Below are 25,753 nucleotides of genomic sequence, written 5' to 3'. Positions count from 1 at the left end.
GATAATCAATAAGATTTTAGATAGTTATTTTTGATTTTTACAGTTGAGCAGAGAGTAGTATAGCCGAGAATGAGTCAGTATAGCAGAGGATTTTTTAGAATGAAAATCACTGCCCAAAACATACTGTTTTGGGCTTTTCTTATACTTATTTATCCGCAAAAAAACAACTTCATTTATCCTCATTGCGACTCATTCTCCATTTTAGAATGGAGGACTGAGCAAATGTTTGAACCTTCTTTTGAACAGTTTTTACATGATCATAAGCGATTTGACACAATACCCATTGTGTACCAATTTTATGCAGACACCATTACACCGATTCAAATCTTTTATGCTTTTCAAGAAGATGCTGTATTTATGCTTGAAAGTAATGATGATGAATCTGCTTGGTCAAACTTTTCATTTATCGGGATTAACCCAATTTATTCGATTTTTGAACAAAATCAAATGTTTATCATGATCGATCGACATAACCATGAATGGATAAAAAGTAAAAATTTATCATCTTTATTTCAGCAAATGGAGCGGCACTTAAACGTCAAAAAGCCTAATTTATCCATTCCTTTTATAGGTGGAGCGGTTGGGAAAATCGGTTATGAAGCGGTGAGCATTTTTGATAAAGTACCCGAACATGAACATTCTCAAAAAGAGAAAACAAAGTGTGAATTAATCGTTTGTGAAACGATTATTGCTTATGATCACCACAAAAAACAAATATCTTTTATCCATTACGTATCATTAACAGGCCACGAAACGTTAGAACAATTAAACGTTATTTATCAAGAAGCGATTTCTCGCTTAAAGAATTTTGAACAAACATTATTTCGTGATTCTACAAAGCTTGAAAAAACATTTTTGCCGTCTGAAGAAGCGAGTGTATCTTTTGTATCTGTTCAATCGAATTACACGAAAGAACAATTTGAGGAAGCTGTAGAACGAGTGAAGGAATATATTCGTGCAGGTGATATATTCCAAGCCGTCTTATCTCAGCGATTCGAAAAAGAGATTACCGTTACAGCATTTGATTTATATCGTGTGTTGCGTATCATAAACCCTTCTCCGTACATGTTCTATATGAAATTAACGAATGAAGAACTAATAGGAAGTTCTCCTGAGCGGCTCATTCATGTACAAAACAATCATCTAGAAATACACCCAATTGCAGGAACGAGAAGGCGAGGGCGAACAAAAGAAGAAGATAGACTGCTTGGCCAAAATTTATTAAATGATGAAAAGGAATTAGCGGAACATTATATGCTCGTTGATTTAGCTCGAAACGATATTGGGAGAGTGGCCAAATACGGTTCAGTCCAAACGCCTGTATTCGTTCAATTAACGTATTTCTCTCACGTCATGCATTTAATTTCAAAGGTAACGGGCCGCCTAAAAGATGATGTGCATCCAATTGATGCACTGATTTCTTCCTTTCCGGCTGGGACCGTATCTGGAGCACCTAAAATTCGAGCGATGCAAATTATTCATGAATTAGAGTCGTCACCACGAGGTAGCTATGCAGGGTGTATCGCTTATATCGGATTTGATGGAAATATCGATAGCTGTATTACGATCCGAACTATTTCTTTAAAGAATAATAAAGCGTACGTGCAAGCTGGAGCGGGAATTGTCGCTGATTCCGTACCGGAATTGGAGTGGAAAGAAACTCGAAATAAAGCAAGCGCGCTCATCAAAGCAATTGAAATAGCCGAACGATCTTTTTCAGTAAAGGAGGCTAATACTGATGCAAGAAATATTGAAAAAGTGTATTGAAGGAGAAACACTGACCCAATATGAAGCTGAACATGTGATGAACGAATTTATGGAAGGGAAAATTCCAGATAGTCAGATTGCAAGTATGATTACGATATTGCGCTTTCGCGGGGAGACGGTGGAGGAGTTGATCGGGTTTACAAAAGCGATGAGGCGGCATATGAAGCCGATTGAGGGGTTGGAGGATGTGATTGATACGTGTGGTACAGGTGGGGACGGTGCTTCAACATTTAATATTTCAACAGCGTCCGCAATCGTCTCCTCCTCTTTAGGTGTAAAAGTGGCGAAGCATGGAAATCGAGCTGTTTCTTCTAAAAGTGGAAGTGCTGACGTATTGGAATATTTAAATATTCCGATTCAATCATCACCAGAAGAAGCTGTTGAAGCTATAAAGAATACAAATATGAGCTTTTTGTTTGCGCCGCTTTATCATTCGTCAATGAAGCATGTCGCAAGAACACGAAAGGAAATCGGATTTCGTACCATTTTTAACATTCTTGGGCCACTCGTCAACCCGGCTCGCACGAAACGTCAAGTCATTGGAGTTTACTCTCATCACTATGCGAAAAAAATGGCTGAGGCATTAAAGGAATCCCATTCAGAGCACGTTTTGTTCGTCACCGGAAAAGATGGATTGGATGAAATGACGATAACAGCTGAAACAGACGTTATTGAACTTAAAAACGGAAATATTCAATCATATCGGATTTCTCCGGAACAGTTTGGCTTAAGCAGAGGAAAAATAGAAGACATTCAAGTGATGAATGTAAAGGAAAGTGCCCATTTAATTGAAAAGGTGTTTCGAAATCAAGGGAATGAAAGTGCTCGAAACATCATCGCGTTAAATGCAGCTGCTGCTTTGTATGTTTCTGGAAAAGTCTGTTCGCTACATGAAGGGGTTGAAGTTAGTTTACAAGCACTAAAGGACGGCATTGTTTATAAGTATTTTCAAGCACTCCAAACACGAAAGGAAGAGCAATATGCTTAAAGAAATACTTCGAGTCAAGCGTGAAGAAGTAAAAGCGATAAAGGTGGAAAGGGCTGAGGATTTAAAAACAGATCACCGCTCCTTTTATGAGGCGTTAAAAAAGCCGAATCGAACAGTTGGGTTAATTGCAGAAATTAAGAAAGCATCGCCCTCAAAAGGTGTTATTAAAACATCATTTGACCATCGCCAAATTGCAAGAAGCTATGAGAATGGCGGAGCAGATTGTCTATCCGTATTAACAGATGAAACGTTTTTTCAAGGGTCAAAATCTTATATTCGCCAAGTGAAAGAACTTGTTCAACTTCCAGTATTAAGAAAAGACTTTATTATCGATGAAAAACAAATTGTTGAATCAAAACAAATTGGGGCAGATGCGATCTTACTGATCGCTGAAGCTCTAACACCAAAAAAATTAAAAAAAATGTATACGGAAGCAAAAGCGTTAAATTTAGATGTGCTCGTTGAAGTCCATTCAAAAGATTCTCTACAAGGAGTCCTTGATCAATTCGTACCCGAAATGATTGGGATTAATAATCGCGATTTAACGACATTTGATACATCCATTCATCATACGAAAGAAATGATATCTGAAATTCGTGAAGATGTGTTAATCGTAAGTGAGAGCGGTATTTTTACACGACAAGATTTAGATACTGTTCACTCATACGGGGCAAATGCGGTATTAGTCGGGGAATCATTGATGAAAAAACCGGATCAACAACGAGCAATTTATCAATTATTTGGAGAGGAAAGTAATGAAAAGTCCATACGTTAAAATTTGTGGAAATCAATCTTTACAGGACGTTCAAACGACTGTGAAAGTAGGAGTAGACTACATCGGATTTATTTTTGCAGAAAGTAAACGGTACGTAAAACCAAAAGATGTAGCGAATTGGTTAAAAAATGTATCAAACGTAAATCGAACAAAGAGCGTTGGCGTCTTTGTTAATCCGAATCTGAAGGAGGTGGAGTCGATCATTCAATCTGTTCCCCTTGATGTCATTCAACTTCATGGAATCGAATCGCCTTCATTTGTCGATGCGGTAAAAAAGACGACCGGAAAACAAGTATGGAAAGCTCTTCATTATAAAAAAGATGTAGTCGAAGATATGAAAAAATTTTGTTCATTTGTTGATGGTTTTGTCATTGATAGTCAAGTAAAAGGTATGTGGGGAGGAACAGGCATCTCTTTTGACTGGTCTGATGTAACACAATATATCTCCGTTGCAAAAAAAGAAAGGAAACAACTTTTTATTGCAGGGGGAATTAACGAAGAAAATGTAGAATATTTACTACAAAAAGGTGTGCAAGGAATTGACCTTGCAAGCGGAGTGGAATCAAATCAAAGAAAAGATCTGAATCGAATAAAAGGTTTTCTTGAAAGGGTGAAAAAATCGTGACAATATTTCCGGATACATTTGGTAGATTTGGAGAGTTTGGCGGGCGCTACGTTCCTGAAACATTAATGCAGCCTTTATTTGAAATTGAAGAAGCGTTACACGGAGCATTACAAGATCCTTCCTTTCTTGATGAATACAAACGGTTATTAAAAGAATACTCTGGTCGTCCAACGACATTAACATATGCAGATGGGCTCACAAGGGAATTAGGTGGTGCCAACATTTATTTAAAACGGGAGGATTTAAACCATACCGGAGCACATAAAATCAACAATGCTATTGGACAGGCATTGCTTGCTAAACGAATGGGGAAAACGAAAATCATCGCAGAAACCGGAGCGGGACAACACGGGGTAGCAGCGGCAACCGTTGCCGCAAAATTCGGTTTACAATGTAAAGTGTTTATGGGTGAAGAGGACGTCAAACGTCAAAGCCTGAATGTTTTTCGCATGAAGTTATTAGGAGCTGAAGTGATCCCTGTTACAAGTGGAAATCAAACACTTAAAGATGCAACAAATGAAGCGATTCGCTATTGGGTCGCTCATTGTGAAGATCATTTTTATATGATTGGATCAGTAGTTGGTCCTCACCCCTATCCGTATATGGTTCGGGAATTTCAGCGCGTAATAGGAGATGAGGCAAAGGAGCAATTTCTACAAAAAACAAACCGATTACCAGATACCGTAGTGGCATGTGTTGGCGGTGGAAGCAATGCGATCGGGATGTTCACAGCCTTTTTAAATGAGAACGTAAAGCTTATCGGTGTTGAAGCAGGTGGAAAAGGAGTCGAAACACAACAACATGCCTCGACAATTACAAAGGGAACAAAAGGTGTTATACATGGATCATTAACGTACTTATTGCAAGACGAATATGGGCAAATTATTGAACCATACTCGGTTTCGGCGGGCCTAGACTATCCGGGAGTTGGACCTGAGCATGCTTATTTAGCTTCTACAAGCCGTGTCCAATATGAGCATGTAACGGACGATGAAGCGCTGCAGGCTATTATCACCTTAAATCGAACAGAAGGAATTTTAGCGGCGATTGAGTCAGCACATGCTGTTGCTTGTGCGATGAAGCTAGCAAAAGAAATGGACAAAAAGAAAACGATATTAATTTGTTTATCGGGTCGCGGGGACAAGGATGTTCACACGTTAATGGAGAAGTTCAAGGGAGGGATGATCGTTGACAAAGAGTACGAGCAAATATATCGTTAATCGAAAACACTTTATTCCATTTATTATGGCAGGCGATCCTTCAGAAGGTGATACTATCCAAATAGCTCTTTCTCTTCAAAAAGCGGGTGCAACCGTTTTAGAGCTTGGAGTCCCATATTCAGATCCTCTAGCAGATGGCCCTGTTATTCAGCGTGCATCAAGTAGAGCACGAAAGCAGGGAATGAATATTGAAAAGGCAATTATGCTCGGAAAAAAATTAAAAGAAAATGGTGTGAAAATTCCGATTATCCTCTTTACTTATTTCAATCCTGTGTTAAAATTAGGAACAAATCGCTTTTTTGCTTTAATGCGACAAAATGAAATTGATGGCTTATTAATTCCTGATTTACCTTTTGAAGAAAGTGAAACGTTACGCGAACAATGTAAAGAAAATATGATCGACTATATTTCATTAGTCGCACCCACATCGGATAGTCGAATCGAGATGATTGCTAAAAGTGCAACTGGATTTTTATATTGTGTATCCTCACTAGGTGTTACAGGGGAGCGATCGAAGTTTGAGAAAAATATTCAAACGTTTCTACACAAAGTAAAAACGTTAAGCAACGTACCAGTTGTTGTTGGGTTTGGCATTTCTAAACATGAACATGTCGAAACATTCAATCAAATATCCGATGGGGTTGTTATTGGAAGTGCCATTATTCGAAAAATCGAGGAGTTAATACCATCGATTCAAAATGCTTCGCTAAAGCGAGAAGGCCTCTTACAGTTTGAGAAGTATTTGCACGAATTGTTAAGCTCAAAGGATGAAAGAGGTGCCCTACATGATAATCAAGGAACAGTTGAAAGAGTTGAAGCCCTATCAACCGGGAAAACCGATTGATGAAGTGAAAAAAGAATTCAATTTAAAAAAAGTAGTAAAGCTTGCGTCGAATGAAAATCCTTTTGGATGTTCAGAACACGTTAAACAAGCAATTATGAAACGTTTAAATGAAATGGCGATCTACCCAGACGGGTATGCTGCTCAATTAAGGACAAAGCTTGCAAAACATTTAGGAGTAGGAGAAAAGCAACTTATTTTTGGAAATGGCTCGGATGAAGTCGTTCAAATTATTTGTAGATCGTATTTAAAACAAGGGACAAATACTGTTATGGCGACTCCGACATTCCCTCAATATAAACATAACGCAGTCATTGAGGGAGCGGAAATTCGCGAAATCCCTCTTATAAATGGTGAGCATGATTTACAGTCGATGCTTAACGCGATAGATGAACAGACCAAAATTGTATGGATTTGTAATCCAAATAATCCTACAGGTGCTTATATTGAAGAAGAAAGAATTCAAGCATTTTTAGATCAAGTTCCTAAACACGTATTAGTCGTATTAGACGAAGCTTATTTTGAATATGTAACAAAAGAGGACTATCCACGTTCCATATCCTATCTAAATACGTATGAAAATGTGATGATCTTACGTACTTTTTCGAAAGCATATGGGTTAGCAGCATTACGGATTGGTTATGGAATTAGTCATGAAAAAATTATTCAAGAAATTGAACCGGCTCGTGAGCCGTTTAATACGAATGCTTTAGCACAGCTTGCAGCATCTGTTGCCCTTGATGATCAAGCATTTATCGATTATTGTCGGAAAGAAAACCAAAAAGGCCTAGAGCAATATTATGACTTTTGTGAAGAGTACCAATTAAACTATTATCCTTCGCAAGGAAACTTTATTTTAATTGATTTTAAAAAAGACGGTCAGGAACTATTTGAAGCGTTATTGAAAAAAGGCTATATTGTTCGTTCTGGAAAAGCATTAGGCTTTCCGACCTCATTGCGAATTACGGTTGGATCAAAGGAACAAAACGAAGAAATAATTGAACACTTAAAACAACTTATCTAAAAGAGGTGTATTCACCTCTTTTTTAGATATATACCCATTCTCTTCTAAGGTGATAAAGATGAAAAATATATTTGTAATCGGACTCGGATTAATAGGTGGTTCCATTGCTCTAGCGATTAAAAAAGCTCATCCAACATGCCGTATTATCGGGTATGATATTCATGAAAAGCAAAGGAAAATGGCACGCGTATTAAACGTCGTCAATGAAGCGACGGATGATATGCGTTACGGGGCAGAACAGGCTGATTTTATTATCATTTCAACACCTGTTCAACAAACACTTACCGTTTTAAACTCACTAAGGGAAATACAATTAAAGAAGAATATAATCATTACAGATGTTGGGAGCACCAAACAGAAAATTGTTGAACATGCATTGGAAGTATTGCCAAAGGATGTAACGTTCATTGGCGGACATCCAATGGCAGGAAGTCATAAATCAGGTGTTGTAGCGGCGAAAGCACATTTATTCGAAAATGCATTTTATATATTAACGCCAACAAGTAATGAGCTTAATAACAATGTTGAATCGTTAAAGCATTTATTGAAAGGAACGAATGCGAAATTTGTTGTCATGAATCCGAATGAGCATGATCTTATTACGGGAATCATTAGTCATTTTCCGCATATCATCGCTGCAAGTCTCGTTCATCAAGCAGAAAAGAATGAAGAGCAATTACCACTGTTAAAGCGGATGGCTGCTGGTGGGTTTCGTGATATCACGAGAATTGCCTCAAGCAATCCAACGATGTGGCGTGATATACTATTACAAAACGATGTTGTTATCTCGGAATTGTTCGATGACTGGATTGAAGAGATGAAGCGTTTAAAAGAATATGTATTGAGTCAAAAAGGCTCAGATATTTATACATATTTTGAAAAAGCAAAGTCATTTCGCGATGGTTTACCAGAACGTCAAAAAGGTGCCATTCCTTCGTTTTATGATTTATATGTAGACGTTCCGGATTACCCTGGTGTTATTTCAGAAATCACTGGATATTTGGCGAAAGAACAAATTAGCATTACGAACATTCGGATAATGGAAACGCGAGAGGAAATATATGGAGTTCTCCGTATTAGCTTTCAATCAGAACGTGATCGAGAACGTGCTAAACAATGTATTCAAAACTACTCTAGTTATGAAACGTTTATTGATGAATAATGAGGTGACAAAGGTGTTAGACATAGTAAAATTATCAAAACAACAAAGTTTACGCGGTGAAATTCAAGTTCCAGGTGATAAGTCAATTTCTCACCGTGCTGTCATGTTTGGGGCAATCGCAAATGGGAAAACAAAAATTGAAAACTTTTTAACAGGAGAAGATTGTTTAAGCACGATTTCCTGCTTTCAAAAATTGGGTGTTGACATCATGCAAGAAGGTGATTCTGTAATTGTCCATGGGAGAGGATTTGAAGGGTTACAAGAACCAAAACACATTTTAGATGTTGGAAATTCTGGGACAACGACTCGGTTAATGCTTGGAATATTAGCAGGTCTTCCTTTTCATTGCGCGATTATAGGGGATGATTCGATTGCGAAAAGGCCTATGGACCGTGTGACTGTCCCGCTTCGTAAAATGGGTGCGAAAATTGACGGAAGAGAACATGGCCGTTATACACCATTATCATTACGGGGGGGTGGGCTATCGGCAATTCATTATTCGTCCCCTGTTGCAAGCGCCCAAGTAAAATCGGCAATTTTGTTAGCTGGTATACAAGCAGAAGGTGTGACAACAGTTGAAGAACCGTATAAATCTCGTGACCATACGGAAAGAATGTTACAGGCATTTGGCGTGGATATTGAAGTAAGCGATACTTCTGTTTCTATACATGGTGGACAAGCTTTAAAAGCAACAGATGTTTATGTGCCAGGAGATATATCTTCAGCTGCATTCTTCTTAGTCGCAGCTGCCATCGTTCCAAATAGTAGCATTACTTTAAAAAATGTCGGCGTTAATCCAACTCGAGCAGGAATTATCGAAGTCATGAAAAATATGAGAGCGTCTATCTTCATAGAAGAAAAAGGTTATCATTCTGAGCCTTTAGCTGATTTAACTGTTCAAACGTCCCAACTTGTCGGTACGGAAATTAGTGGAGAAATGATTCCGAAATTAATTGATGAAATTCCAATCATCGCTTTATTAGCTACTCAAGCTGACGGTCAAACGGTGATTAAAGATGCTGAAGAATTGAAAGTGAAAGAAACGAACCGGATTGATACAGTCGTAGGAGAATTAAGAAAATTAGGAGCAAACATTGAAGCAACAGATGATGGAATGATTATTCATGGACGTACACCATTAAAAGGTGGTGTGAAAGTTTCAAGTCATGGAGACCATCGAATCGGCATGATGCTAGGGATCGCAAGTCTTATTTGTGAAGAGTCGATCGAACTTGAAAATTTCGAGGCCATCAACGTATCGTACCCATTATTTTTTGATCACTTGAAAAGGTTAAGTAAACAATAGATTAAAGATGATAAAAAGGTAGCCGATTCCAGTATCACATGGGTATCGGCTTTTTGTATTTTTTGATTTCCTGCATCTGTTTCACTCATAACTTGTACACTTTTTTCATAGCTATTGATAAGACAAGTTATAAAGGGTGTGGGATCTGTGCCTTACATTATTGACGATGTTCAAATGTATGAAACTGGCGGTTATAGGAAACGCTCTATTTTAATAGAAGGAAACGAATTTCGTTGTATTGATAATGCGTTATCTAAATTCTTATACATGAGAATGAACGGGAATTCGTATATTTTAACACCTGGTAATATTTTTATAGATGAATCCCTTAGACACGTACGATCTTTTACCCAATTTAAAAAGGTGATGAAAGAAAAATTATTATTAAAAGGGTGTACAACGTATATTTCTGTTGTAGATGTGAAGTTTGAGCGTGAAATCGAAAAAAAATTAAACGAACAACGAAATAAATTATTAAACTCACCGATTGATTTTCTCATCGCTGTAAGGGTGCCAATTAAAAAGCTTACCCCGTCTTTTATACGGTGTTGTAAACGATTAAAAGTTCCGCTTGTTATTGTCAATATTGATTGTTTACACGAAATCGACCAAACTCCGTGGGGGTGGATTCGTGATGTATTATTTCCGCAACAAATTGCTATTTTTCCTCAAATCGATTCCGAAATTCCCTTTAAGTCATTTCAAAAGAAGTGGACAAACATTATGAGAAGCCATAAACTTTTATCGATCGTATCTTGCCCACGTGAGCACGAACCTCTCTCAAAGGATGTTCTTATGAAAATTGGTTTATATCCAGAAAGAGGGAGCGTTCGTTCCGGAGCAAAAGTGAATTATAACTTATACAATTATTCTGACGAAATCGAGATAGTTGAACAAAATCGCCTTGTGGATTATGATAATCATATTCCAGAAGTCATTGTGCATAATGGGGCCGTTTTAAAGGCGGGGGAGCAAATCTTTTTCCGCCCTGGTGCTGGGAAGGAGATTTCGTCACTTCAACCAGGTCGGTTTCAGCTCCAAACAACCACTAGTAAATAAAATGGAAGAAAGGGTCGTTTCATTTTGAATCAAGCATTAATGGATGCAATCCAACTTGTTGAGGGAGGTCGCACAGAAGAAGGACTAAAAAACCTTGAACGGTTGGAGAAAAATTTACATGATGAAGAAAAGTTCTATGTAGCGGATTTTTATTTTCAGTGGGGAATGGTAGAACGAGCGCAACAAATTTTAGAAGACTTGCATTTATTATATCCTGAAGAGTCAGATATTACGTTATTATTAGCTGAAATTTATATGGAATTGGACGAAGAAGAGCGAGTGATTCAATTATTAAATACGATTGATTCTTCCAATCCAGCATATCCGCGGTGTCTCGTTTTATTGGCGGATTTATATCAGCTTCAAGGGCTGTCTGAAGTAAGTGAACAAAAGCTGCTTGAGGCAAAGCGTATCATTCCTGATGAAAAGGTGATTGATTTCGCGTTAGGTGAGCTTTATTTTCATTTAGGAAAATATAAAAAGGCGATCGCATATTATGAGACGGTTTTACAGGAAATGGACGAAGTATCAAATATTAATATTCATAATCGGTTAGCCGAATCATTAAGTGCTAATGGTCAGTTTGAAGAGTCAATCGAACATTATCAAAAGGGAATTGAAAAACAAGAAGATATACACACGCGATTTGGTTATGGTTTAACGGCATTACAAGCCGAATATTACCAAACAGCCATCACGCAATTAGAACGAGTAAAGGAAATGGATCCTGAATTTACATCCGTCTATTTGCCGCTTGCGAAAAGCTACGAAAACGAGGGAATGCTTTTGGAAAGTTTTCAAACCGTTCAAGAGGGAAAAAAGTATGATGAATTTAATAAAGAACTATTGTATTACGGTGGGAAAATAGCCTTAAAGCTCCAAAAAAATGAAGAAGCGGAGCAATTTTTACGGGAAGCATTAGCGTTAGATCCAGGTTTTATTGAAGCCGCAATAACGGTTACAAATTTTTATAACGCAATTGGAAAGTATGAAGATACTGTTGATACACTCACAGAGATTATGACAAAGTATGATGAGTACGATCCAAAATTTGATTGGAATTTAGCGAATGCTTATAAAGAGATGGAACAATATTCAGATGCATTAAACCATTACCAACGTGCATATACTTTTTTCAAAGAAGATCTAGACTTTTTACATGATTATGCGTTTTTCATGTTAGAAGAAGGAGATCGGAAACGTGCAAAGGAGCTTTTTGAGAAATTATTACAGCAAGATCAGACAAATGTTGAAGTTCAGGATATATTGATGCAGTTAGACGACAATTTTTCATGAAAATTTGAAAGGGATTTAAGATGGCTTTGTTGAATTAAAGAGTTAAGGAATAATTGAGAAAGCAGAGGAGGGATTTCGTATGACAGCCCCTGTATCTGTTCATGAGAAGAAAGACTTTATTAGGTGGTTTTTAAATCATTACCAATTGAAGAGAAGAGAATGTGTGTGGATTTTAAATTATTTAATGAGTCATGACTCTTTAATGGAAAAAGTTCATTTTGTTGAGTATGCCCAGTACTGCCCAAGGGGGATCATCATGTCCACTCACTGCGTAGACGAGGTGCCGTTTAGGTTTTATAAAGAAAATGTAATGACAACGGATGCGGAAAAATCGTTTCACGATATTCGGTTAAATAAGGATGAAGATTTGTTTATCCAGCTGAATTTCCGACTCGCCTATAACTCACCTGAATATGCAGCTGTGTTGGAAGAAAATCCATTCAAGCCTCGAAATTTACACATTAATGAAAAGGATCGTTTAATTGCAGAAAGAGTATTAGAAGAATCCATTCGAACATTCCAAAAAGAAAAGCTACTACAAGAAATCGATGAGGCACTTGACCGTCATGACAAAGAGGCGTTTGAAAAATTAACAGAACAATTACAATTACTAAAGCTTTGAAGCGACGCGTATATGCGTTGCTTTATTTTTTGTTGTTTGATCCTTTCTCTTATCATTCCATGTAAAAACATTTATAATGGAAACAGTTTGAATTTACCTTATTAGGAGTGATGTATATGAAATGGGAAGGAAAAGATATTGATCAGTATGTTCAAGCAAAAGAATATGTAGATACAGCAGTCGTACCATTAGTGCCAATTTCCTTTAGTGAGCAGATGAAGCAAGTTGTTTCAAAAGGGGAGTTTGTCCTTACGTTAGCCAATGAATTAGAACGGCAGTTAAAAGGGCGAATTTTATTATTACCACCTTATACATATTTGAAAAATGAGGAAGAAAATAAGGATAAAGAACTCAAGAAGTGGAAAGCTACGATTAAACCCCATTTTAAACATGTAATTTTTCTCACTAGTGATGAAGATTGGAAGAGAGAGGGGGAAGATGACATTGTTTGGGTTCCGACAGTACCGCTTGAACATATGGATGCGGATTTAAAAAGAAAGCTTCTTCAAGATCAAATCGAACAAATTTTGAACATTTTATTACAATCTTGGAACAAATCATAAAAACCCTTTCATTACAATGTTTAACAACAAGGATAATATTGACCAATGAAACAGATTGATATATCATGAGTATGTCCTAGTTTTATATGTAAATCGTATGTCCGTAGGGACTAGCCTAAGATAGAGGGGGGAAAAGAGATGAGCGAGAAAAAACACCGTGTGTCAAGACGGCAATTTTTAAACTATACGCTAACTGGTGTAGGCGGTTTCATGGCTGCGGGGATTTTTATGCCATTAGTCCGTTTTGCTATTGATCCTGTTTTAAAACCATCAGAAGGCGGGGATTTCGTAAATACTAATGTAAAAGAAGCTGATTTGACAACGGAACCATTGCGTGTTGACTTTACGGTTCAACAAAAAGACGCTTGGTACGAATCGGAGGAGCCAAAATCGGCATGGGTCTATAAAACGGATAACGGTGATATTGTAGCGCTTTCACCGATTTGTAAACACTTAGGGTGTACAGTTAACTGGAATAGTGACCCAGCAAACCCAAATAAATTCTTTTGTCCGTGTCATAACGGATTATATGAAAAAAATGGGGACAATGTACAAGGTACACCACCTCCGGCACCATTAGATCGTTATGATTTGAAAGTGAAAGACGGTTTCTTATACTTAGGCAAAGCAAAACCAAAAGGGGAGGCGTAATAAATGCTTAACAGAATTTATGATTGGGTAGACGAGCGTTTAGATATTACGCCTTTATGGCGAGATATTGCCGACCATGAGGTACCGGAGCACGTTAACCCAGCTCACCACTTTTCAGCATTTGTTTACTGCTTTGGCGGATTAACATTTTTCGTAACCGTTATCCAAGTGTTATCGGGGATGTTCTTAACCATGTATTATGTACCTGATATTAAAAATGCTTGGGAGTCTGTATACTACCTGCAAAACGAAGTAGCATTCGGACAAATCGTTCGCGGAATGCACCACTGGGGAGCGAGTTTAGTTATTGTGATGATGTTCTTACATACATTACGCGTATTTTTCCAAGGTGCTTATAAAAAGCCTCGTGAACTAAACTGGATTGTAGGCGTATTAATTTTCTTCGTTATGTTAGGTTTAGGTTTTACAGGTTATTTATTACCGTGGGATATGAAAGCGTTATTCGCAACAAAAGTAGGCTTGCAAATTGCGGAAGCTACACCATTAATCGGTACTCAAGTAAAAGTGCTACTTGCAGGGCATGAAGAAATTGTCGGTGCTCAAACATTAGCTCGTTTCTTTGCAATTCATGTATTCTTTTTACCAGCAGCATTATTTGGCTTAATGGCTGCTCACTTCTTAATGATTCGTAAACAAGGTATTTCTGGTCCACTATAAAAATGACGGGTGGATCAAATACCGGTAACCACCTTACAAAGGAGGGGAAACTATGCATCGCGGAAAAGGTATGAAATTTGTTGGTGACTCACGTGTTAGTGCTGAAAGAAAGCCTAATATTCCTAAAGATTATTCGGAATACCCAGGAAAAACGGAAGCGTTCTGGCCAAACTTTTTATTAAAAGAGTGGATGGTTGGTGCCGTATTTTTAATCGGTTATTTATGTTTAACGATTGCCCATCCATCACCTTTAGAACGTGTTGCAGATCCGACTGATACTGGATATATTCCATTACCTGACTGGTATTTCTTATTCTTATATCAGCTATTAAAATACTCATATGCATCTGGCCCTTATACAGTAATTGGTGCAATCATTATGCCTGGTTTAGCATTTGGTGCATTATTACTTGCACCGTTTTTAGACCGTGGTCCTGAACGTCGTCCACATAAGCGTCCTATAGCTGTAGGGATGATGTTACTTGCACTTGCTTCTTCTATTTTCCTAACATGGGAATCTGTTGTACAACATGACTGGGAAAAAGCGGCTGAGCAAGGGAAAATTCAAGCGGAAGCTGAAATCGATACAGAATCCGATGGTTATAAAGTATATTCTGACCAAGGATGTATTTCTTGTCACGGTGATAACCTTCAAGGTGGAGCAGCTGGACCAAGTCTAGTGGATACAGGGTTAACACCTGAAGAAATTTCAAAAATTGCTGTTGAAGGTCAAGGAAACATGCCACCAGGCGTATTTAAAGGTACGGATGAAGAATTACAAGTACTATCAGAATTTATTGCTAATGTAACATCTAAGTAAAAAAGCTGACGTTATGTCAGCTTTTTTACATATAGTCAACTATCATCTAGATGGAGAGTGTAAAGGATGAATTGGATACATTACATCATTAAAGAACGACCATTTCTTTGGATGATGCTTAGTATTAATATATTTGGAACGATTTACGGATACATATGGTATGGATATCAATTAAAAGAAACACCTATACACTTTCTTCCATTCGTTCCGGATAGTCCGACAGCTAGTCTTTTTTTTGTATTTGTTTTAATCGGGTTTTTATTCAAGAAAAATGCAAAATTATTTGAGGCGTTAGCGCTTATTACACTATTTAAGTATGGGATATGGGCAGTCGTCATGAACATTTTAGTTTTTGTGGAAACTGAGACATATTCATTTGCTGGCTGGATGCTTATATTCTCCCATTTAGGAATGGCTCTTCAAGGGTTACTCTATTCACCTTACTATCGGTTTGGAAAAACTCACCTCATTATCGCTGGATTATGGACGATACATAATGAAATGATCGATTACGTTTTCGGTATGATGCCGCGTTACAGTGTACTAAATGAATATATGCAACCGATCGGTTATTTTACATTTTGGTTAAGTATTTTATCGATATTCCTTGCCTATAAAGTAGTTTTATCAACAAAAGCAAAAAAGCTTTCTATTTATTAATTTTACCTTTAGAATAATCGGTTGATTTTTTCTAAAAATTGTGCATATTTTTTATGTTCAGCGGCATCTATTCCCTTCTTGAGATAAAAACGTGATGCCATAAAGGAAAAAAGCGCCTTTTCGTCGTAAGGACTTTTTATCTGAGGCAAAGCAAGGAGCCTTGTGCTTTTCTAATAAAAAGTTTGGTCTACTCTTGTCCGCTCAATCATAACTATTACTAGAAGTAATAGGAGGGACAAGTATGAAAAAGATCTTATGGATATTCTTCGTTTTCATAATGCTACTCATCCCATCCGTTTCTCATTCATATACGGAAACGGACTGGGAAAAACTTGACCAAATTTCAAATGTAGCGTGGCAATTAGCAAAGCAAAATCGTTTTACGGAAAGTGAGCAGTTGCTTCAATATTTTCATGAACAGTTAAACGAAATATCCTTAAACGATAATGAATATTCGGTGGACGAACTAAAAGCCATTCACTCGTCAGAGCATCATGCATTAGAAACAATGGTAAATGAAGAAGCAACGGATGAAGAGAAAGTAAAAGCGGTCACACAATTTCGCTTAGTAGTAGATGCGACGATTTCTGAGCATCAACCACTGTGGGGGACGATGGAAGAGCCGATTATGACGACTTTTTCACAGTTGAAAAGTAATATGGAAGAAGGAGATTTAACAGCTTTTGAACAAGAATGGGAAAACTTTATCTCCTTATACGGCATCATTTATCCAAGTTTGACAGTAGATGTGAAAGATCAAAACATAAAACGAGTAGAAACACATATTTCGGCTATTGAACATTCGATGTATTCCGAAATAACTGAACAAACGAGGTTCCAACAATTAGTGGCGATGGAAGATGCGTTAAAGGATATTTTTAATCGTGCAAATGAAGACGATACAGATCCTTCTCTCATTTGGGTCATTATTTCAACAGGAAGCATTATATTTTTAGCCTTAACATATGCGGGCTGGCGTAAATATAAAGCAGAAACAAGAAAAGTGCCATCAAAGGATCATAACAAATAAAACTTCAACAATAAAAACAGGCTCGAAGAAAATTCTCCAAGCCTGTTTGTTTTTTGTAACAAAGTTTAACTATCTTTCTATCGGGTTTTTATTTTCATCGAGAGTGAAACCTTCACCTAACACATCGTGTACATCACTGACAGCAACAAATGCATGTGGATCAACGGATGTGATGACTTGTTTTAGTTTAAACAGTTCATTTTTACCGACAACACAGTATAAAACGTTACGGTCTTGCTTCGTGAAGGAACCTTGCCCTTTTAAAATTGTCACACCTCTATCCATATCTTTTAAAATCGTTTCCGCTATTTTCTCATTTTGTTCTGAAATAATTGTCGCCCCTTTTGCTGCATACGCGCCTTCTTGCATAAAATCAATAACTCTTGCTCCGACGAAGACAGCGACAAGCGTATACATTGCTTCTCGGTACGATAAATAGGACAAGGAGAGAAGGATGACACATGCATCGAACAAAAACATCGTTTTCCCCATACTCCAACCTATATATTTATGGACGAGCCTTGCGATAATGTCGACACCACCAGTTGTACCTCCGAATCGGAAAATCGTACCAAGGCCTACCCCGATAAAGACACCTGCGAAAAGTGCTGCTAACGTCATATCTTCATTTAAAGGAATTTCAACTTGCTTTCTTTGAAAAATCCATAAAAAAACGGAAAGGGAGACCGTTCCGATAATCGTGTAAATAAATGTATTGCGACCGAGCAGTTTCCAGCCAATAAAAAAGATCGGAATATTTAATAATAAGTTCGAAATGGAAGGGTCTACTTGAAATAAAAAGTATAATAATAACGTAATCCCTGTAAATCCACCTTCAGCTAAATTGTTTTGCATATTAAAGTGAACGAGCCCAAAAGCGAAGATGGCCGATCCAATTAAAATGAATATAATATTTTTAAATTTTACTTGAAACATTCACACACCCCCAAATGATTAGCTTTTTTCACACAACGGGCAGCTACCGTTTCTTTATATCGAAACGATAACTGCCAAATTTCATTCTGTGTTCCCTCTGAAGAAAGTTTCACTTTATTATAGTTGAAAACGATTCCGTTTGACAAACATCGAAAGTTTTATCAAATGTAAGATTTTTAATTTGTCAAAAGCTAAGCAATTATATAACATGTAAGAGTAAGTACAAGGAGTGGACAAGATGAAAGATAAAACGATGAAACAATTGCAAGAAGAAGTCGACGTATATATCGGTCAATTTAAAGAAGGGTATTTTAGCCCACTAGCGATGCTTGCTCGTTTAACGGAAGAATTAGGTGAACTGGCAAGAGAAGTCAACCATTATTATGGAGAAAAGCCGAAAAAGAAAACGGAAAAAGAAAAAGCTATTGAAGAAGAAATCGGGGATTTATTATTTGTTCTAATCTGTTTAGCTAATTCATTAAACATCGACTTAGAAACAGCACATAATCTCGTCATGGACAAATTCCAGACAAGAGATAAAAATAGATGGACAAAAAAAGAAGAGGTGTAAACAATGAATAAAGTAAAGGTTGTTATCGCGGGCCCAAGAGGGAGAATGGGGGCTGAAGCAGTAAAGCTCGTACAAAACACAGAGCACTTCGAGTTAGTTAGTGTTATTGATCGTATCAACAATGGTGAAAAGTTTCAAGAAACCGATGTATACACCTATTCAGATGCTAAAGAATGCTTTTTAGAAACGAAACCAGATGTATTAATTGATTTAACAACGCCTGAAACTGGGAAAATACATACGAGGCTTGCGCTTGAACACGGTGTCCGTCCAGTAGTTGGGACGACCGGATTTACAGAAAACGATTTACAAGAGCTAAGAGAACTAGCAGAGAAAAAAGGAATTGGCGCAATTATTGCACCTAACTTTGCAATAGGTGCTATCTTAATGATGAAGTTTTCGCAAATGGCAGCAAAATATTTTCAAGATGTTGAAATCATAGAAATGCATCATGATCAAAAACTAGATGCACCTTCAGGTACAGGCGTGAAAACAGCTGAGATGATTTCAGAAGTTCGCGAGCCGAAAAAGCAAGGTCACCCAGATGAAAAAGAAACAATGGAAGGCGCAAGGGGTGGTGACATGAATGGCATTCGGATCCATAGTGTTCGTTTACCAGGACTCGTTGCCCATCAAGAAGTATTGTTCGGCGGAGACGGTCAAACGTTAAAAATTCGTCACGATTCATACAATCGTGCTTCCTTTATGTCAGGTGTGAAACTTTCGGTTGAAACGGTTATGAAGCTAGATATTCTCGTCTATGGATTAGAAAATATTTTGGAATAAGGGGATTTTTTATGAAAATTGCACTTATTGCACATGATAAAAAGAAAAATGATATCGTTCAGTTCACGATTGCCTATAAACATGTTTTAGAAAAGCATGAGCTATTTGCAACAGGAACGACTGGCAAGCGCATTCAAGAGGCGACTGGATTATCGATTCAGCGCTTTCAGTCTGGCCCGTTAGGCGGAGACCAACAAATAGGTGCACTTATTGCGAATAATGAAATGGATATGGTGTTATTTTTCCGAGATCCTTTAACGGCTCAACCGCATGAGCCGGATGTTTCTGCATTACTCAGGCTGTGTGATGTTTATGGAATCCCTTTAGCGACGAATATGGGAACAGCTGAAATGTTAATCCGGGGACTAGAGCGTGGAGATTTAAAATGGAGAGAAGTTGTTCATGAGTAGAATAATGAATAAATGTGATATATTAGCATTTGGAGCCCATGCTGATGATGTTGAAATTGGCATGGGTGGAACGATTGCCAAATATGCAAAAAAAGGATTTCGAATTGTGATTTGTGACTTAACAAAAGCTGAGCTATCTTCAAACGGAACAGTCCCTCTTCGTAAACAAGAAGCGAAAGAAGCTGCCCGAATCCTTGGCGTATCTAAGAGGCTGAATTTAGATATACCAGACCGCGGCCTCATGATGAATGAAACATACATAAAAAAAATCGTAACGGTCATTAGAAAGTATCAACCGCGCATTGTATTTGCGCCATATTATAAAGACCGTCATCCAGATCATGGGATGTGTGCAAAATTAGTAGATGAAGCTGTTTTTTCAAGTGGAATTCGCAAGTTTGAAGATGAGAACAAGCAAAACGCTCATAAAGTAGAGGCTGTTTACTATTACATGATTAATGGATTTCACCGCCCCCATTTCTTAATTGATATTACCGAAACGATGGATGAAAAACTCAATAGCTTAAAAGCTTATAAAAGTCAATTTATAAAATCCGATGAAACAGTTGACACGCCTTTAGTCAATGGATATATCGAAACAGTTGAAGCGAGAGAACGATTATTTGGAAAAGAACGGGGACTTCCATATGCAGAAGGGTTTATCACGAATAACCCAATAATATTAAATCAAGACTTAATTGGTGATGAAGGATGAGAAAATTAAAAATCGGCGTTACATGCTATCCTTCTGTTGGGGGATCAGGCATCGTGGCGACAGAACTTGGAAAGTTACTAGCTGAGAAAGGGCATGAAATTCACTTTATTTCATCCAGTATTCCGTTTCGATTAAATAAAGTGTATTGCAACATTTATTATCATGAAGTCGAAGTGAATCAATACTCCGTCTTTAAATATCCGCCTTATGATATTGCGTTAGCTAGTAAAATGGCACAGGTGATTGAAAACGAAAAGCTCGATATTTTACATGCTCATTATGCAGTGCCTCATGCAGTATGTGCTTCTTTAGCAAAACAAATGGTTAATGGCAACATCAAAATTGTCACGACTTTACACGGTACAGATATAACCGTTTTAGGACATGATCTTTCATTATCAAATGCGATTAAATATGGAATTGAGTCATCTGACCGTGTAACTGCGGTTTCGAATGCTTTAGCTAAAGAAACGTATCAATTATTAGAACCGAATCAACAAATTGAAACGGTGTACAATTTTATTGATGAGCGAATCTATACGAAAAAAAATGTTCAACATTTGAAAGAGGAGTATGGAATTCAAGCAAATGAGAAAGTAATGATCCATGTATCGAATTTTCGAAAAGTAAAACGTGTTTCGGATGTTGTCGAAACATTTAAACGCGTGTTACAGCATGTTAAAGCGAAATTATTACTTGTCGGCGATGGACCTGAAATGACAGCTGTTCATCAGCTTGTAAAAAAATTGGATTTACAAGAGCATGTACTGTTCCTCGGCAAACAGGAAAATTTAGATGAGCTCTATTCATTAAGTGATGTAATGATTCTTCCTTCCGAAAAAGAAAGTTTCGGCCTTGTCTTGATTGAGGCGATGGCATGTGGTGTGCCGTGTATTGGTACAAATATCGGAGGGATTCCAGAAGTGATTGATCACGGCAAAACAGGTTTTGTTTGTGAAGTCGGTGACATAGATGATATGACCGATAAAGCTATTTCTTTACTTTCAGATGAAGTACTTCATCAACGAATGGCTCATCAAGGCAAAGTTGTCGTTTCGGAAAGATTCCATTCAGCGAAAATTGTTTCACAGTATGAGAAGATTTATTTTGAACTGTTAGGTGAAGAGGTTTGTCATGAAACATTTATTTCTAGAAGCTAAAGGAATTATCGATAAGCTTGAAGAAAACGGCTATGAGGCGTATTTCGTTGGGGGCTCTGTTCGCGATTTATTAATAGGGCGGCCAATCGGTGATGTTGATATCGCTACATCGGCAAAACCAGAAGAAATTCAAGCGCTTTTTCGTAAAACCATCGATGTTGGGGCCGAGCACGGTACGATTATTGTTTTATACAACGAGAAGCCGTTTGAAGTGACAACATTTAGACAGGAATCAGAATACACTGATTTCCGAAGACCGAGTGCTGTTACATTTATCTCGTCTTTAAAAGAGGATTTAAAAAGAAGAGATTTTACGATGAATGCGATGGCGATGAAAGCAGACGGAGAGATCATCGATTATTTTCAAGGGCAAGAAGCGATAAAGACTAAAACGATTGAAACGGTCGGGAAAGCTGAACATCGGTTTTCGGAAGATGCCCTTCGAATGTTACGTGCCGTTCGCTTCGTATCTCAATTAGGGTTTACTTTACATCCAGACACGAAGCAAGCAATTGAAGATACCCATCATTTATTGCACAATATTTCGGTCGAACGAAAAGCAGTTGAATTTGAAAAGCTTTTAAAAGGTCCAAATGTTTGTGAAGGATTACAATTATTGATTTGTACAAACCTTTATAAACATTTGCCAGGATTAGGTGAGAGGAAGAAAGAGCTTCAACAATTGGCTACATTTTCCATTTCGTTACAAGATCAAAATGAACTTTGGACGTTCGTTTCGTATGTATTGAATATTCAAGAGGTGGAATCGTTTTTACGTAGTTGGAAGCTGCCAGTAAAACGAATAAAGCATGTACAGAAGGCTCTAATGATTCTTCCCAAATTATTAAATAATGGATGGAATGACTTTTTACTTTATGAAACAGGAATAGAAGATGCTCTTTGCATTGAACGTGTTCGTCAGCTCATTCTGAAGCAATCTGATGTTGAGAACTTCGAAAGGCTAAAAGAAATGTACGCGAACCTCCCGATTAAAAATCGTCGTGAGCTCGTTTTAAATGGACGTGACATTACACAAATAATGGGGCTAAAGCCGGGGCCATGGGTGAAGGAAACGATCGGTGAACTTGAACGTCTCGTAGTATCCCGGCAGTTAAAAAATGAAAAAGATCAATTAAAGGAGTGGCTCAAAATTTGCAATCAGAAATTAGACGAAAGCTTTTAGAAGCTTTTTCGGAGGCAAAGGGAGACTATGTGTCCGGTCAAAAAATAAGCGATGTGCTTGGTTGTTCAAGAACGGCAGTATGGAAGCATATTGAAGAACTTCGTAAAGAAGGATATGAACTCGAAGCTGTTCGGAAAAAAGGGTATCGAATTATCAAGATGCCAGATAAAATTTCTGCAAACGAAATTCAACTAGGTTTACAAACGAAACGATTAGGACGTGTCATTCATGATTATGAAAGTGTTGATTCTACCCAAACGATCGCTCAGCAGTTAGCAGGTCAAGGTGCGAAGGAAGGAACCATCGTCGTAAGTGATGAGCAGGTTGGAGGAAGGGGGAGGATGGCAAGAGTTTGGTATTCTCCAAAAGAAACAGGTATTTGGATGAGTCTCATATTAAGACCGAAAATTTCCATTCAGCGTACACCGCAGCTTACATTGTTAGCAGCAGTTGCCATCGTCCAAGCGATTGAAGAGGTTACTGGACTGTCCCCTTCTATTAAATGGCCAAATGATATTTTACTTAACGGAAAAAAAGTTGTTGGAATATTAACGGAATTACAAGCAGAGGCTGACCAAGTCCATTCTGTAATCATTGGAATAGGAATAAATGTCAATCAAAAGAAGCAACATTTTCCAGAACAAATTCAATCGATCGCGACATCTCTTGCGATTGAAAAAGGTGAACACATTTCAAGGGCACGTATTATTCAACAACTACTCATGAACTTTGAAAAGCTTTATCATCAATATTTGGAACACGGTTTTAAACCTATAAAATTATTATGGGAAAGCTACTCGATCAGTTTAAACAAAATGATTACAGCTAGAACGTTATCCGGTACGATCATCGGAAGAGCAATTGGTATTAATGAAGAAGGTGTACTATTACTTGAAACAGAATCTGGAAAAGTGAAACAAATTTATTCAGCTGATATTGATATGCATGATTAAAGAAAACATGTTTTTTTCTTCTTTTTCTGCTATACTAACATTGGGTAGTATCCAGTTGGAACTACACCATCTGAAATTCAAGAAAAAATGAAAAATGGATTCTGCCTTGATCCAAACGGACTGGGACAGAGGGATGAAAAGCCGATAGGATACGTATGTCAAAATCCTTCTTCTCAAATGAAGAAGGATTTTTTTATACGAATCGCCATAGTGCTCGGTGTCAATCATTCCCTCTAAGTAAAGAAGAGAGAGGGGAATTATCATGTTAACAAGAACTGAATTAATGAAAATGAAGCGTGAGAAAGAGCCGATTGTCATGATGACAGCCTATGACTATCCTTCTGGTAAATTAGTAGAACAAGCTAATGTGGATATGATTTTAGTCGGAGACTCATTAGGGATGGTCGTGCTCGGCTATGATTCAACAATACCGGTAACGGTCGAAGATATGATTCATCATACAAAAGCGGTTAAACGTGGAGCGAAAAATACGTTTGTCGTAACCGATATGCCATTTATGTCCTATCACATATCAGTTGAACAAGCATTAACACATGCGATGAACATTATGCAACAAAGTGGAGCCAATGCTGTAAAAGTTGAAGGGGCAGGAGATGTTCTTCATGTCATACGTGCATTAACACAAGCTGGGGTTCCAGTTGTCGCTCATCTCGGTTTAACACCTCAAGCTGTCGGTGTGCTTGGAGGGTATAAAGTACAAGGGAAAGATAGAGAAAGTGCCGCTCGTCTTTTAGAAGACGCCAAACGGGTGGAGGAAGCTGGAGCGATTGCCCTTGTTTTAGAATGTGTTCCACATCAATTAGCGAAAGAAATAACGACTCGTCTGAAAATCCCGACAATTGGGATCGGGGCAGGGAATGATACGGACGGACAAGTTCTCGTTTATCATGATGTCATTGGGTATGGAGTTGAACGCATACCGAAATTTGTTAAGCAGTATTCACAAGTGAATGAAACGATCACACATGCTCTTAGTCATTATGTGAAAGATGTTAAAAAACGTGATTTTCCTGCTCGGGAACATACGTTTACAATGACAGAAGATGCACTTTCGGGCTTATATGGAGGAAGGTCAAAATGAACGTTGTTTCGAAATGTGAACACTTAAAGGAACTCATTCAAACATATAAACAAAATGGAAAAACGATCGGTTTCGTCCCAACGATGGGTTTTTTGCATGAAGGACATTTAACGTTAATTGAAAAAGCAAAAGCGGAAAATAAAATCGTTGTATTAAGTATTTTCGTTAACCCGCTACAATTTGGTCAAAATGAAGATTATGGAACATACCCAAGAGATTTAGAACGAGACATGAAACTAGCAGAAGAGAAAGGTGTACATGTCTTGTTTGCCCCTACAACAGAAGAGATGTATCCTTGTGAACCCTCTGTTACGGTTCATGTAACAAAACGGGTAAATGTTTTATGTGGAAAACATCGTGAAGGCCATTTTGATGGTGTTGCGACCGTATTAACGAAGTTATTTCATTTAGTGCAACCGAATAAAGCCTATTTTGGGATGAAGGATGCACAGCAAGTTGCCGTTGTTCATGGGTTAATTGAGGATTTCAACTTTCCAATTGAGTTAGTACCAGTCGAAACTGTACGAGAAGAAGATGGTTTAGCGAAAAGCTCACGAAATGTGAGACTTCTTCCACATGAACGAGAGGAGGCGCCGAGCTTATATCACTCTTTGCTTTATGGGAAGGAAATCGTTTTATCTGGAGAGCGAAATCCAAAAGAAGTAATCAAGCGTATACGTACCTATTTGGAAAAAAAGATTACAGGAAAAATCGATTATATAGAAATGTATTCGTATCCAGAGCTTAAAGAGATGGATGAAATTTGTGGAACGATTATTATCGCATTAGCAGTTAGGTATAAGAAAGCACGTTTAATTGATAACATCACATTTGAAATCAAATAGGAGGA

General features: G+C 37.7%; 28 protein-coding genes. 27 read left to right on the top strand and 1 reads right to left on the bottom strand.

The features are described from left to right. Window positions 1–222: 222 nt before the first annotated feature. The 18 genes from trpE to ypjB all read left to right on the top strand — a co-directional run bounded on the left by trpE (window position 223) and on the right by ypjB (window position 17,087). Window positions 223–1,767 carry an anthranilate synthase component I gene (gene trpE / locus MLD65_RS01415; RefSeq protein ID WP_243290060.1) on the top strand — a complete coding sequence of 515 codons (1,545 nt, stop codon included), beginning with the start codon at window positions 223–225 and terminating at the stop codon, window positions 1,765–1,767. Further along, a complete protein-coding gene (gene trpD, locus MLD65_RS01410; RefSeq protein WP_243290254.1) occupies window positions 1,736–2,755 on the top strand; it encodes an anthranilate phosphoribosyltransferase in 1,020 nt (339 codons plus the stop codon). Before trpE ends, trpD begins: the two co-directional genes overlap by 32 nt. After that, entirely contained in the window at window positions 2,748–3,530 is a 783-nt protein-coding gene (gene trpC, locus MLD65_RS01405) for an indole-3-glycerol phosphate synthase TrpC (protein WP_243290059.1), read from the top strand. The genes trpD and trpC overlap by 8 nt, the downstream gene beginning before the upstream one ends. Continuing rightward, window positions 3,511–4,155 carry a phosphoribosylanthranilate isomerase gene (locus tag MLD65_RS01400; RefSeq protein WP_243290058.1) on the top strand — a complete coding sequence of 215 codons (645 nt, stop codon included), beginning with the start codon at window positions 3,511–3,513 and terminating at the stop codon, window positions 4,153–4,155. The genes trpC and MLD65_RS01400 overlap by 20 nt, the downstream gene beginning before the upstream one ends. Next, window positions 4,152–5,375, top strand: a complete 1,224-nt coding sequence (gene trpB / locus MLD65_RS01395; protein WP_243290057.1) for a tryptophan synthase subunit beta — start codon at window positions 4,152–4,154, stop codon at window positions 5,373–5,375. The genes MLD65_RS01400 and trpB overlap by 4 nt, the downstream gene beginning before the upstream one ends. Further along, a complete protein-coding gene (trpA, locus tag MLD65_RS01390) occupies window positions 5,344–6,219 on the top strand; it encodes a tryptophan synthase subunit alpha (RefSeq protein WP_279325923.1) in 876 nt (291 codons plus the stop codon). Before trpB ends, trpA begins: the two co-directional genes overlap by 32 nt. After that, complete coding sequence (gene hisC, locus MLD65_RS01385) at window positions 6,161–7,240, top strand: histidinol-phosphate transaminase (protein WP_243290056.1); 1,080 nt, start codon at window positions 6,161–6,163, stop codon at window positions 7,238–7,240. The genes trpA and hisC overlap by 59 nt, the downstream gene beginning before the upstream one ends. A 58-nt stretch (window positions 7,241–7,298) precedes the next feature. Then, a complete protein-coding gene (locus MLD65_RS01380) occupies window positions 7,299–8,402 on the top strand; it encodes a prephenate dehydrogenase (protein ID WP_243290055.1) in 1,104 nt (367 codons plus the stop codon). 22 nt (window positions 8,403–8,424) lie between these two features. Then, the gene (gene aroA / locus MLD65_RS01375; protein ID WP_243290252.1) at window positions 8,425–9,708 is read left to right on the top strand and encodes a 3-phosphoshikimate 1-carboxyvinyltransferase; all 1,284 of its coding nucleotides are present in this window, start codon (window positions 8,425–8,427) and stop codon (window positions 9,706–9,708) included. A 147-nt stretch (window positions 9,709–9,855) separates the two neighbouring features. Beyond that, complete coding sequence (locus MLD65_RS01370) at window positions 9,856–10,767, top strand: hypothetical protein (RefSeq protein ID WP_243290054.1); 912 nt, start codon at window positions 9,856–9,858, stop codon at window positions 10,765–10,767. A 24-nt stretch (window positions 10,768–10,791) separates the two neighbouring features. Continuing rightward, window positions 10,792–12,063 carry a tetratricopeptide repeat protein gene (locus MLD65_RS01365; RefSeq protein WP_243290053.1) on the top strand — a complete coding sequence of 424 codons (1,272 nt, stop codon included), beginning with the start codon at window positions 10,792–10,794 and terminating at the stop codon, window positions 12,061–12,063. Window positions 12,064–12,142: 79 nt separating this feature from the next. Next, complete coding sequence (locus tag MLD65_RS01360) at window positions 12,143–12,685, top strand: ReoY family proteolytic degradation factor (protein WP_243290052.1); 543 nt, start codon at window positions 12,143–12,145, stop codon at window positions 12,683–12,685. 116 nt (window positions 12,686–12,801) lie between these two features. Further along, entirely contained in the window at window positions 12,802–13,248 is a 447-nt protein-coding gene (locus MLD65_RS01355; RefSeq protein ID WP_243290051.1) for a YpiF family protein, read from the top strand. Window positions 13,249–13,386: 138 nt separating this feature from the next. Beyond that, on the top strand, window positions 13,387–13,899 hold the full coding sequence (locus MLD65_RS01350; RefSeq protein ID WP_243290050.1) for a Rieske (2Fe-2S) protein: 513 nt from the start codon (window positions 13,387–13,389) through the stop codon (window positions 13,897–13,899). Window positions 13,900–13,902: 3 nt separating this feature from the next. After that, window positions 13,903–14,577 carry a menaquinol-cytochrome c reductase cytochrome b subunit gene (gene qcrB / locus MLD65_RS01345; protein WP_243290049.1) on the top strand — a complete coding sequence of 225 codons (675 nt, stop codon included), beginning with the start codon at window positions 13,903–13,905 and terminating at the stop codon, window positions 14,575–14,577. 52 nt (window positions 14,578–14,629) lie between these two features. Continuing rightward, window positions 14,630–15,397: a menaquinol-cytochrome c reductase cytochrome b/c subunit gene (locus tag MLD65_RS01340; RefSeq protein ID WP_243290048.1), complete on the top strand. Its 768-nt coding sequence runs from the start codon at window positions 14,630–14,632 to the stop codon at window positions 15,395–15,397. 66 nt (window positions 15,398–15,463) lie between these two features. Next, entirely contained in the window at window positions 15,464–16,057 is a 594-nt protein-coding gene (gene lhaT / locus MLD65_RS01335) for a lipoprotein heptaprenylglyceryl N-acetyltransferase LhaT (RefSeq protein WP_243290047.1), read from the top strand. Window positions 16,058–16,298: 241 nt separating this feature from the next. After that, the gene (ypjB, locus tag MLD65_RS01330) at window positions 16,299–17,087 is read left to right on the top strand and encodes a sporulation protein YpjB (RefSeq protein WP_243290046.1); all 789 of its coding nucleotides are present in this window, start codon (window positions 16,299–16,301) and stop codon (window positions 17,085–17,087) included. A gap of 69 nt (window positions 17,088–17,156) precedes the next feature. Here ypjB and MLD65_RS01325 read toward each other — a convergent pair whose 3' ends face one another. Further along, the gene (locus MLD65_RS01325; protein ID WP_243290045.1) at window positions 17,157–18,023 is read right to left on the bottom strand and encodes a YitT family protein; all 867 of its coding nucleotides are present in this window, start codon (window positions 18,021–18,023) and stop codon (window positions 17,157–17,159) included. Window positions 18,024–18,261: 238 nt separating this feature from the next. On the opposite strand from MLD65_RS01325, the gene MLD65_RS01320 reads away from it, so the two are divergent. The 9 genes from MLD65_RS01320 (at window position 18,262) to panC (ending at window position 25,748) form a co-directional block, all read left to right on the top strand. Then, on the top strand, window positions 18,262–18,594 hold the full coding sequence (locus MLD65_RS01320; RefSeq protein ID WP_243290044.1) for a nucleotide pyrophosphohydrolase: 333 nt from the start codon (window positions 18,262–18,264) through the stop codon (window positions 18,592–18,594). A 3-nt stretch (window positions 18,595–18,597) separates the two neighbouring features. Further along, window positions 18,598–19,380 carry a 4-hydroxy-tetrahydrodipicolinate reductase gene (gene dapB, locus MLD65_RS01315; protein ID WP_243290043.1) on the top strand — a complete coding sequence of 261 codons (783 nt, stop codon included), beginning with the start codon at window positions 18,598–18,600 and terminating at the stop codon, window positions 19,378–19,380. A gap of 11 nt (window positions 19,381–19,391) precedes the next feature. Beyond that, window positions 19,392–19,790 (top strand): methylglyoxal synthase, encoded by a 399-nt coding sequence (gene mgsA, locus MLD65_RS01310; protein WP_243290042.1) that lies wholly within the window; start codon window positions 19,392–19,394, stop codon window positions 19,788–19,790. After that, a complete protein-coding gene (bshB1, locus tag MLD65_RS01305; protein WP_243290041.1) occupies window positions 19,783–20,505 on the top strand; it encodes a bacillithiol biosynthesis deacetylase BshB1 in 723 nt (240 codons plus the stop codon). The genes mgsA and bshB1 overlap by 8 nt, the downstream gene beginning before the upstream one ends. Further along, complete coding sequence (gene bshA / locus MLD65_RS01300) at window positions 20,502–21,665, top strand: N-acetyl-alpha-D-glucosaminyl L-malate synthase BshA (protein WP_243290040.1); 1,164 nt, start codon at window positions 20,502–20,504, stop codon at window positions 21,663–21,665. Before bshB1 ends, bshA begins: the two co-directional genes overlap by 4 nt. After that, window positions 21,640–22,848: a CCA tRNA nucleotidyltransferase gene (locus MLD65_RS01295; protein ID WP_243290039.1), complete on the top strand. Its 1,209-nt coding sequence runs from the start codon at window positions 21,640–21,642 to the stop codon at window positions 22,846–22,848. Before bshA ends, MLD65_RS01295 begins: the two co-directional genes overlap by 26 nt. Beyond that, complete coding sequence (locus tag MLD65_RS01290) at window positions 22,818–23,801, top strand: biotin--[acetyl-CoA-carboxylase] ligase (protein ID WP_243290038.1); 984 nt, start codon at window positions 22,818–22,820, stop codon at window positions 23,799–23,801. Before MLD65_RS01295 ends, MLD65_RS01290 begins: the two co-directional genes overlap by 31 nt. A 262-nt stretch (window positions 23,802–24,063) precedes the next feature. After that, a complete protein-coding gene (panB, locus tag MLD65_RS01285; RefSeq protein WP_243290037.1) occupies window positions 24,064–24,903 on the top strand; it encodes a 3-methyl-2-oxobutanoate hydroxymethyltransferase in 840 nt (279 codons plus the stop codon). After that, window positions 24,900–25,748, top strand: a complete 849-nt coding sequence (panC, locus tag MLD65_RS01280; RefSeq protein WP_243290036.1) for a pantoate--beta-alanine ligase — start codon at window positions 24,900–24,902, stop codon at window positions 25,746–25,748. Before panB ends, panC begins: the two co-directional genes overlap by 4 nt. Window positions 25,749–25,753 lie beyond the last annotated feature (5 nt).

It is taken from the genome of Bacillus sp. FJAT-47783 (assembly GCF_022808615.1).
In the GTDB taxonomy this organism is placed as follows: Bacteria; Bacillota; Bacilli; order Bacillales; family Aeribacillaceae; genus Bacillus_BZ.
Note: the sequence above shows the minus strand (reverse complement) of the source record. Positions and strands in the feature narration are given on the sequence as shown.

Bases quoted from the DNA above. Each gene is read 5' to 3' on its own strand.
- trpE (WP_243290060.1), top strand. From the start codon at position 223: ATGTTTGAACCTTCTTTTGAACAGTTTTTACATGATCATAAGCGATTT.
- trpC (WP_243290059.1), top strand. From the start codon at position 2,748: ATGCTTAAAGAAATACTTCGAGTCAAGCGTGAAGAAGTAAAAGCGATA.
- MLD65_RS01400 (WP_243290058.1), top strand. From the start codon at position 3,511: ATGAAAAGTCCATACGTTAAAATTTGTGGAAATCAATCTTTACAGGAC.
- hisC (WP_243290056.1), top strand. From the start codon at position 6,161: ATGATAATCAAGGAACAGTTGAAAGAGTTGAAGCCCTATCAACCGGGA.
- MLD65_RS01380 (WP_243290055.1), top strand. From the start codon at position 7,299: ATGAAAAATATATTTGTAATCGGACTCGGATTAATAGGTGGTTCCATT.
- MLD65_RS01360 (WP_243290052.1), top strand. From the start codon at position 12,143: ATGACAGCCCCTGTATCTGTTCATGAGAAGAAAGACTTTATTAGGTGG.
- MLD65_RS01355 (WP_243290051.1), top strand. From the start codon at position 12,802: ATGAAATGGGAAGGAAAAGATATTGATCAGTATGTTCAAGCAAAAGAA.
- MLD65_RS01350 (WP_243290050.1), top strand. From the start codon at position 13,387: ATGAGCGAGAAAAAACACCGTGTGTCAAGACGGCAATTTTTAAACTAT.
- qcrB (WP_243290049.1), top strand. From the start codon at position 13,903: ATGCTTAACAGAATTTATGATTGGGTAGACGAGCGTTTAGATATTACG.
- MLD65_RS01340 (WP_243290048.1), top strand. From the start codon at position 14,630: ATGCATCGCGGAAAAGGTATGAAATTTGTTGGTGACTCACGTGTTAGT.
- lhaT (WP_243290047.1), top strand. From the start codon at position 15,464: ATGAATTGGATACATTACATCATTAAAGAACGACCATTTCTTTGGATG.
- ypjB (WP_243290046.1), top strand. From the start codon at position 16,299: ATGAAAAAGATCTTATGGATATTCTTCGTTTTCATAATGCTACTCATC.
- MLD65_RS01325 (WP_243290045.1), bottom strand. From the start codon at position 18,023: ATGTTTCAAGTAAAATTTAAAAATATTATATTCATTTTAATTGGATCG.
- MLD65_RS01320 (WP_243290044.1), top strand. From the start codon at position 18,262: ATGAAAGATAAAACGATGAAACAATTGCAAGAAGAAGTCGACGTATAT.
- dapB (WP_243290043.1), top strand. From the start codon at position 18,598: ATGAATAAAGTAAAGGTTGTTATCGCGGGCCCAAGAGGGAGAATGGGG.
- mgsA (WP_243290042.1), top strand. From the start codon at position 19,392: ATGAAAATTGCACTTATTGCACATGATAAAAAGAAAAATGATATCGTT.
- bshB1 (WP_243290041.1), top strand. From the start codon at position 19,783: ATGAGTAGAATAATGAATAAATGTGATATATTAGCATTTGGAGCCCAT.
- bshA (WP_243290040.1), top strand. From the start codon at position 20,502: ATGAGAAAATTAAAAATCGGCGTTACATGCTATCCTTCTGTTGGGGGA.
- MLD65_RS01295 (WP_243290039.1), top strand. From the start codon at position 21,640: ATGAAACATTTATTTCTAGAAGCTAAAGGAATTATCGATAAGCTTGAA.
- panB (WP_243290037.1), top strand. From the start codon at position 24,064: ATGTTAACAAGAACTGAATTAATGAAAATGAAGCGTGAGAAAGAGCCG.
- panC (WP_243290036.1), top strand. From the start codon at position 24,900: ATGAACGTTGTTTCGAAATGTGAACACTTAAAGGAACTCATTCAAACA.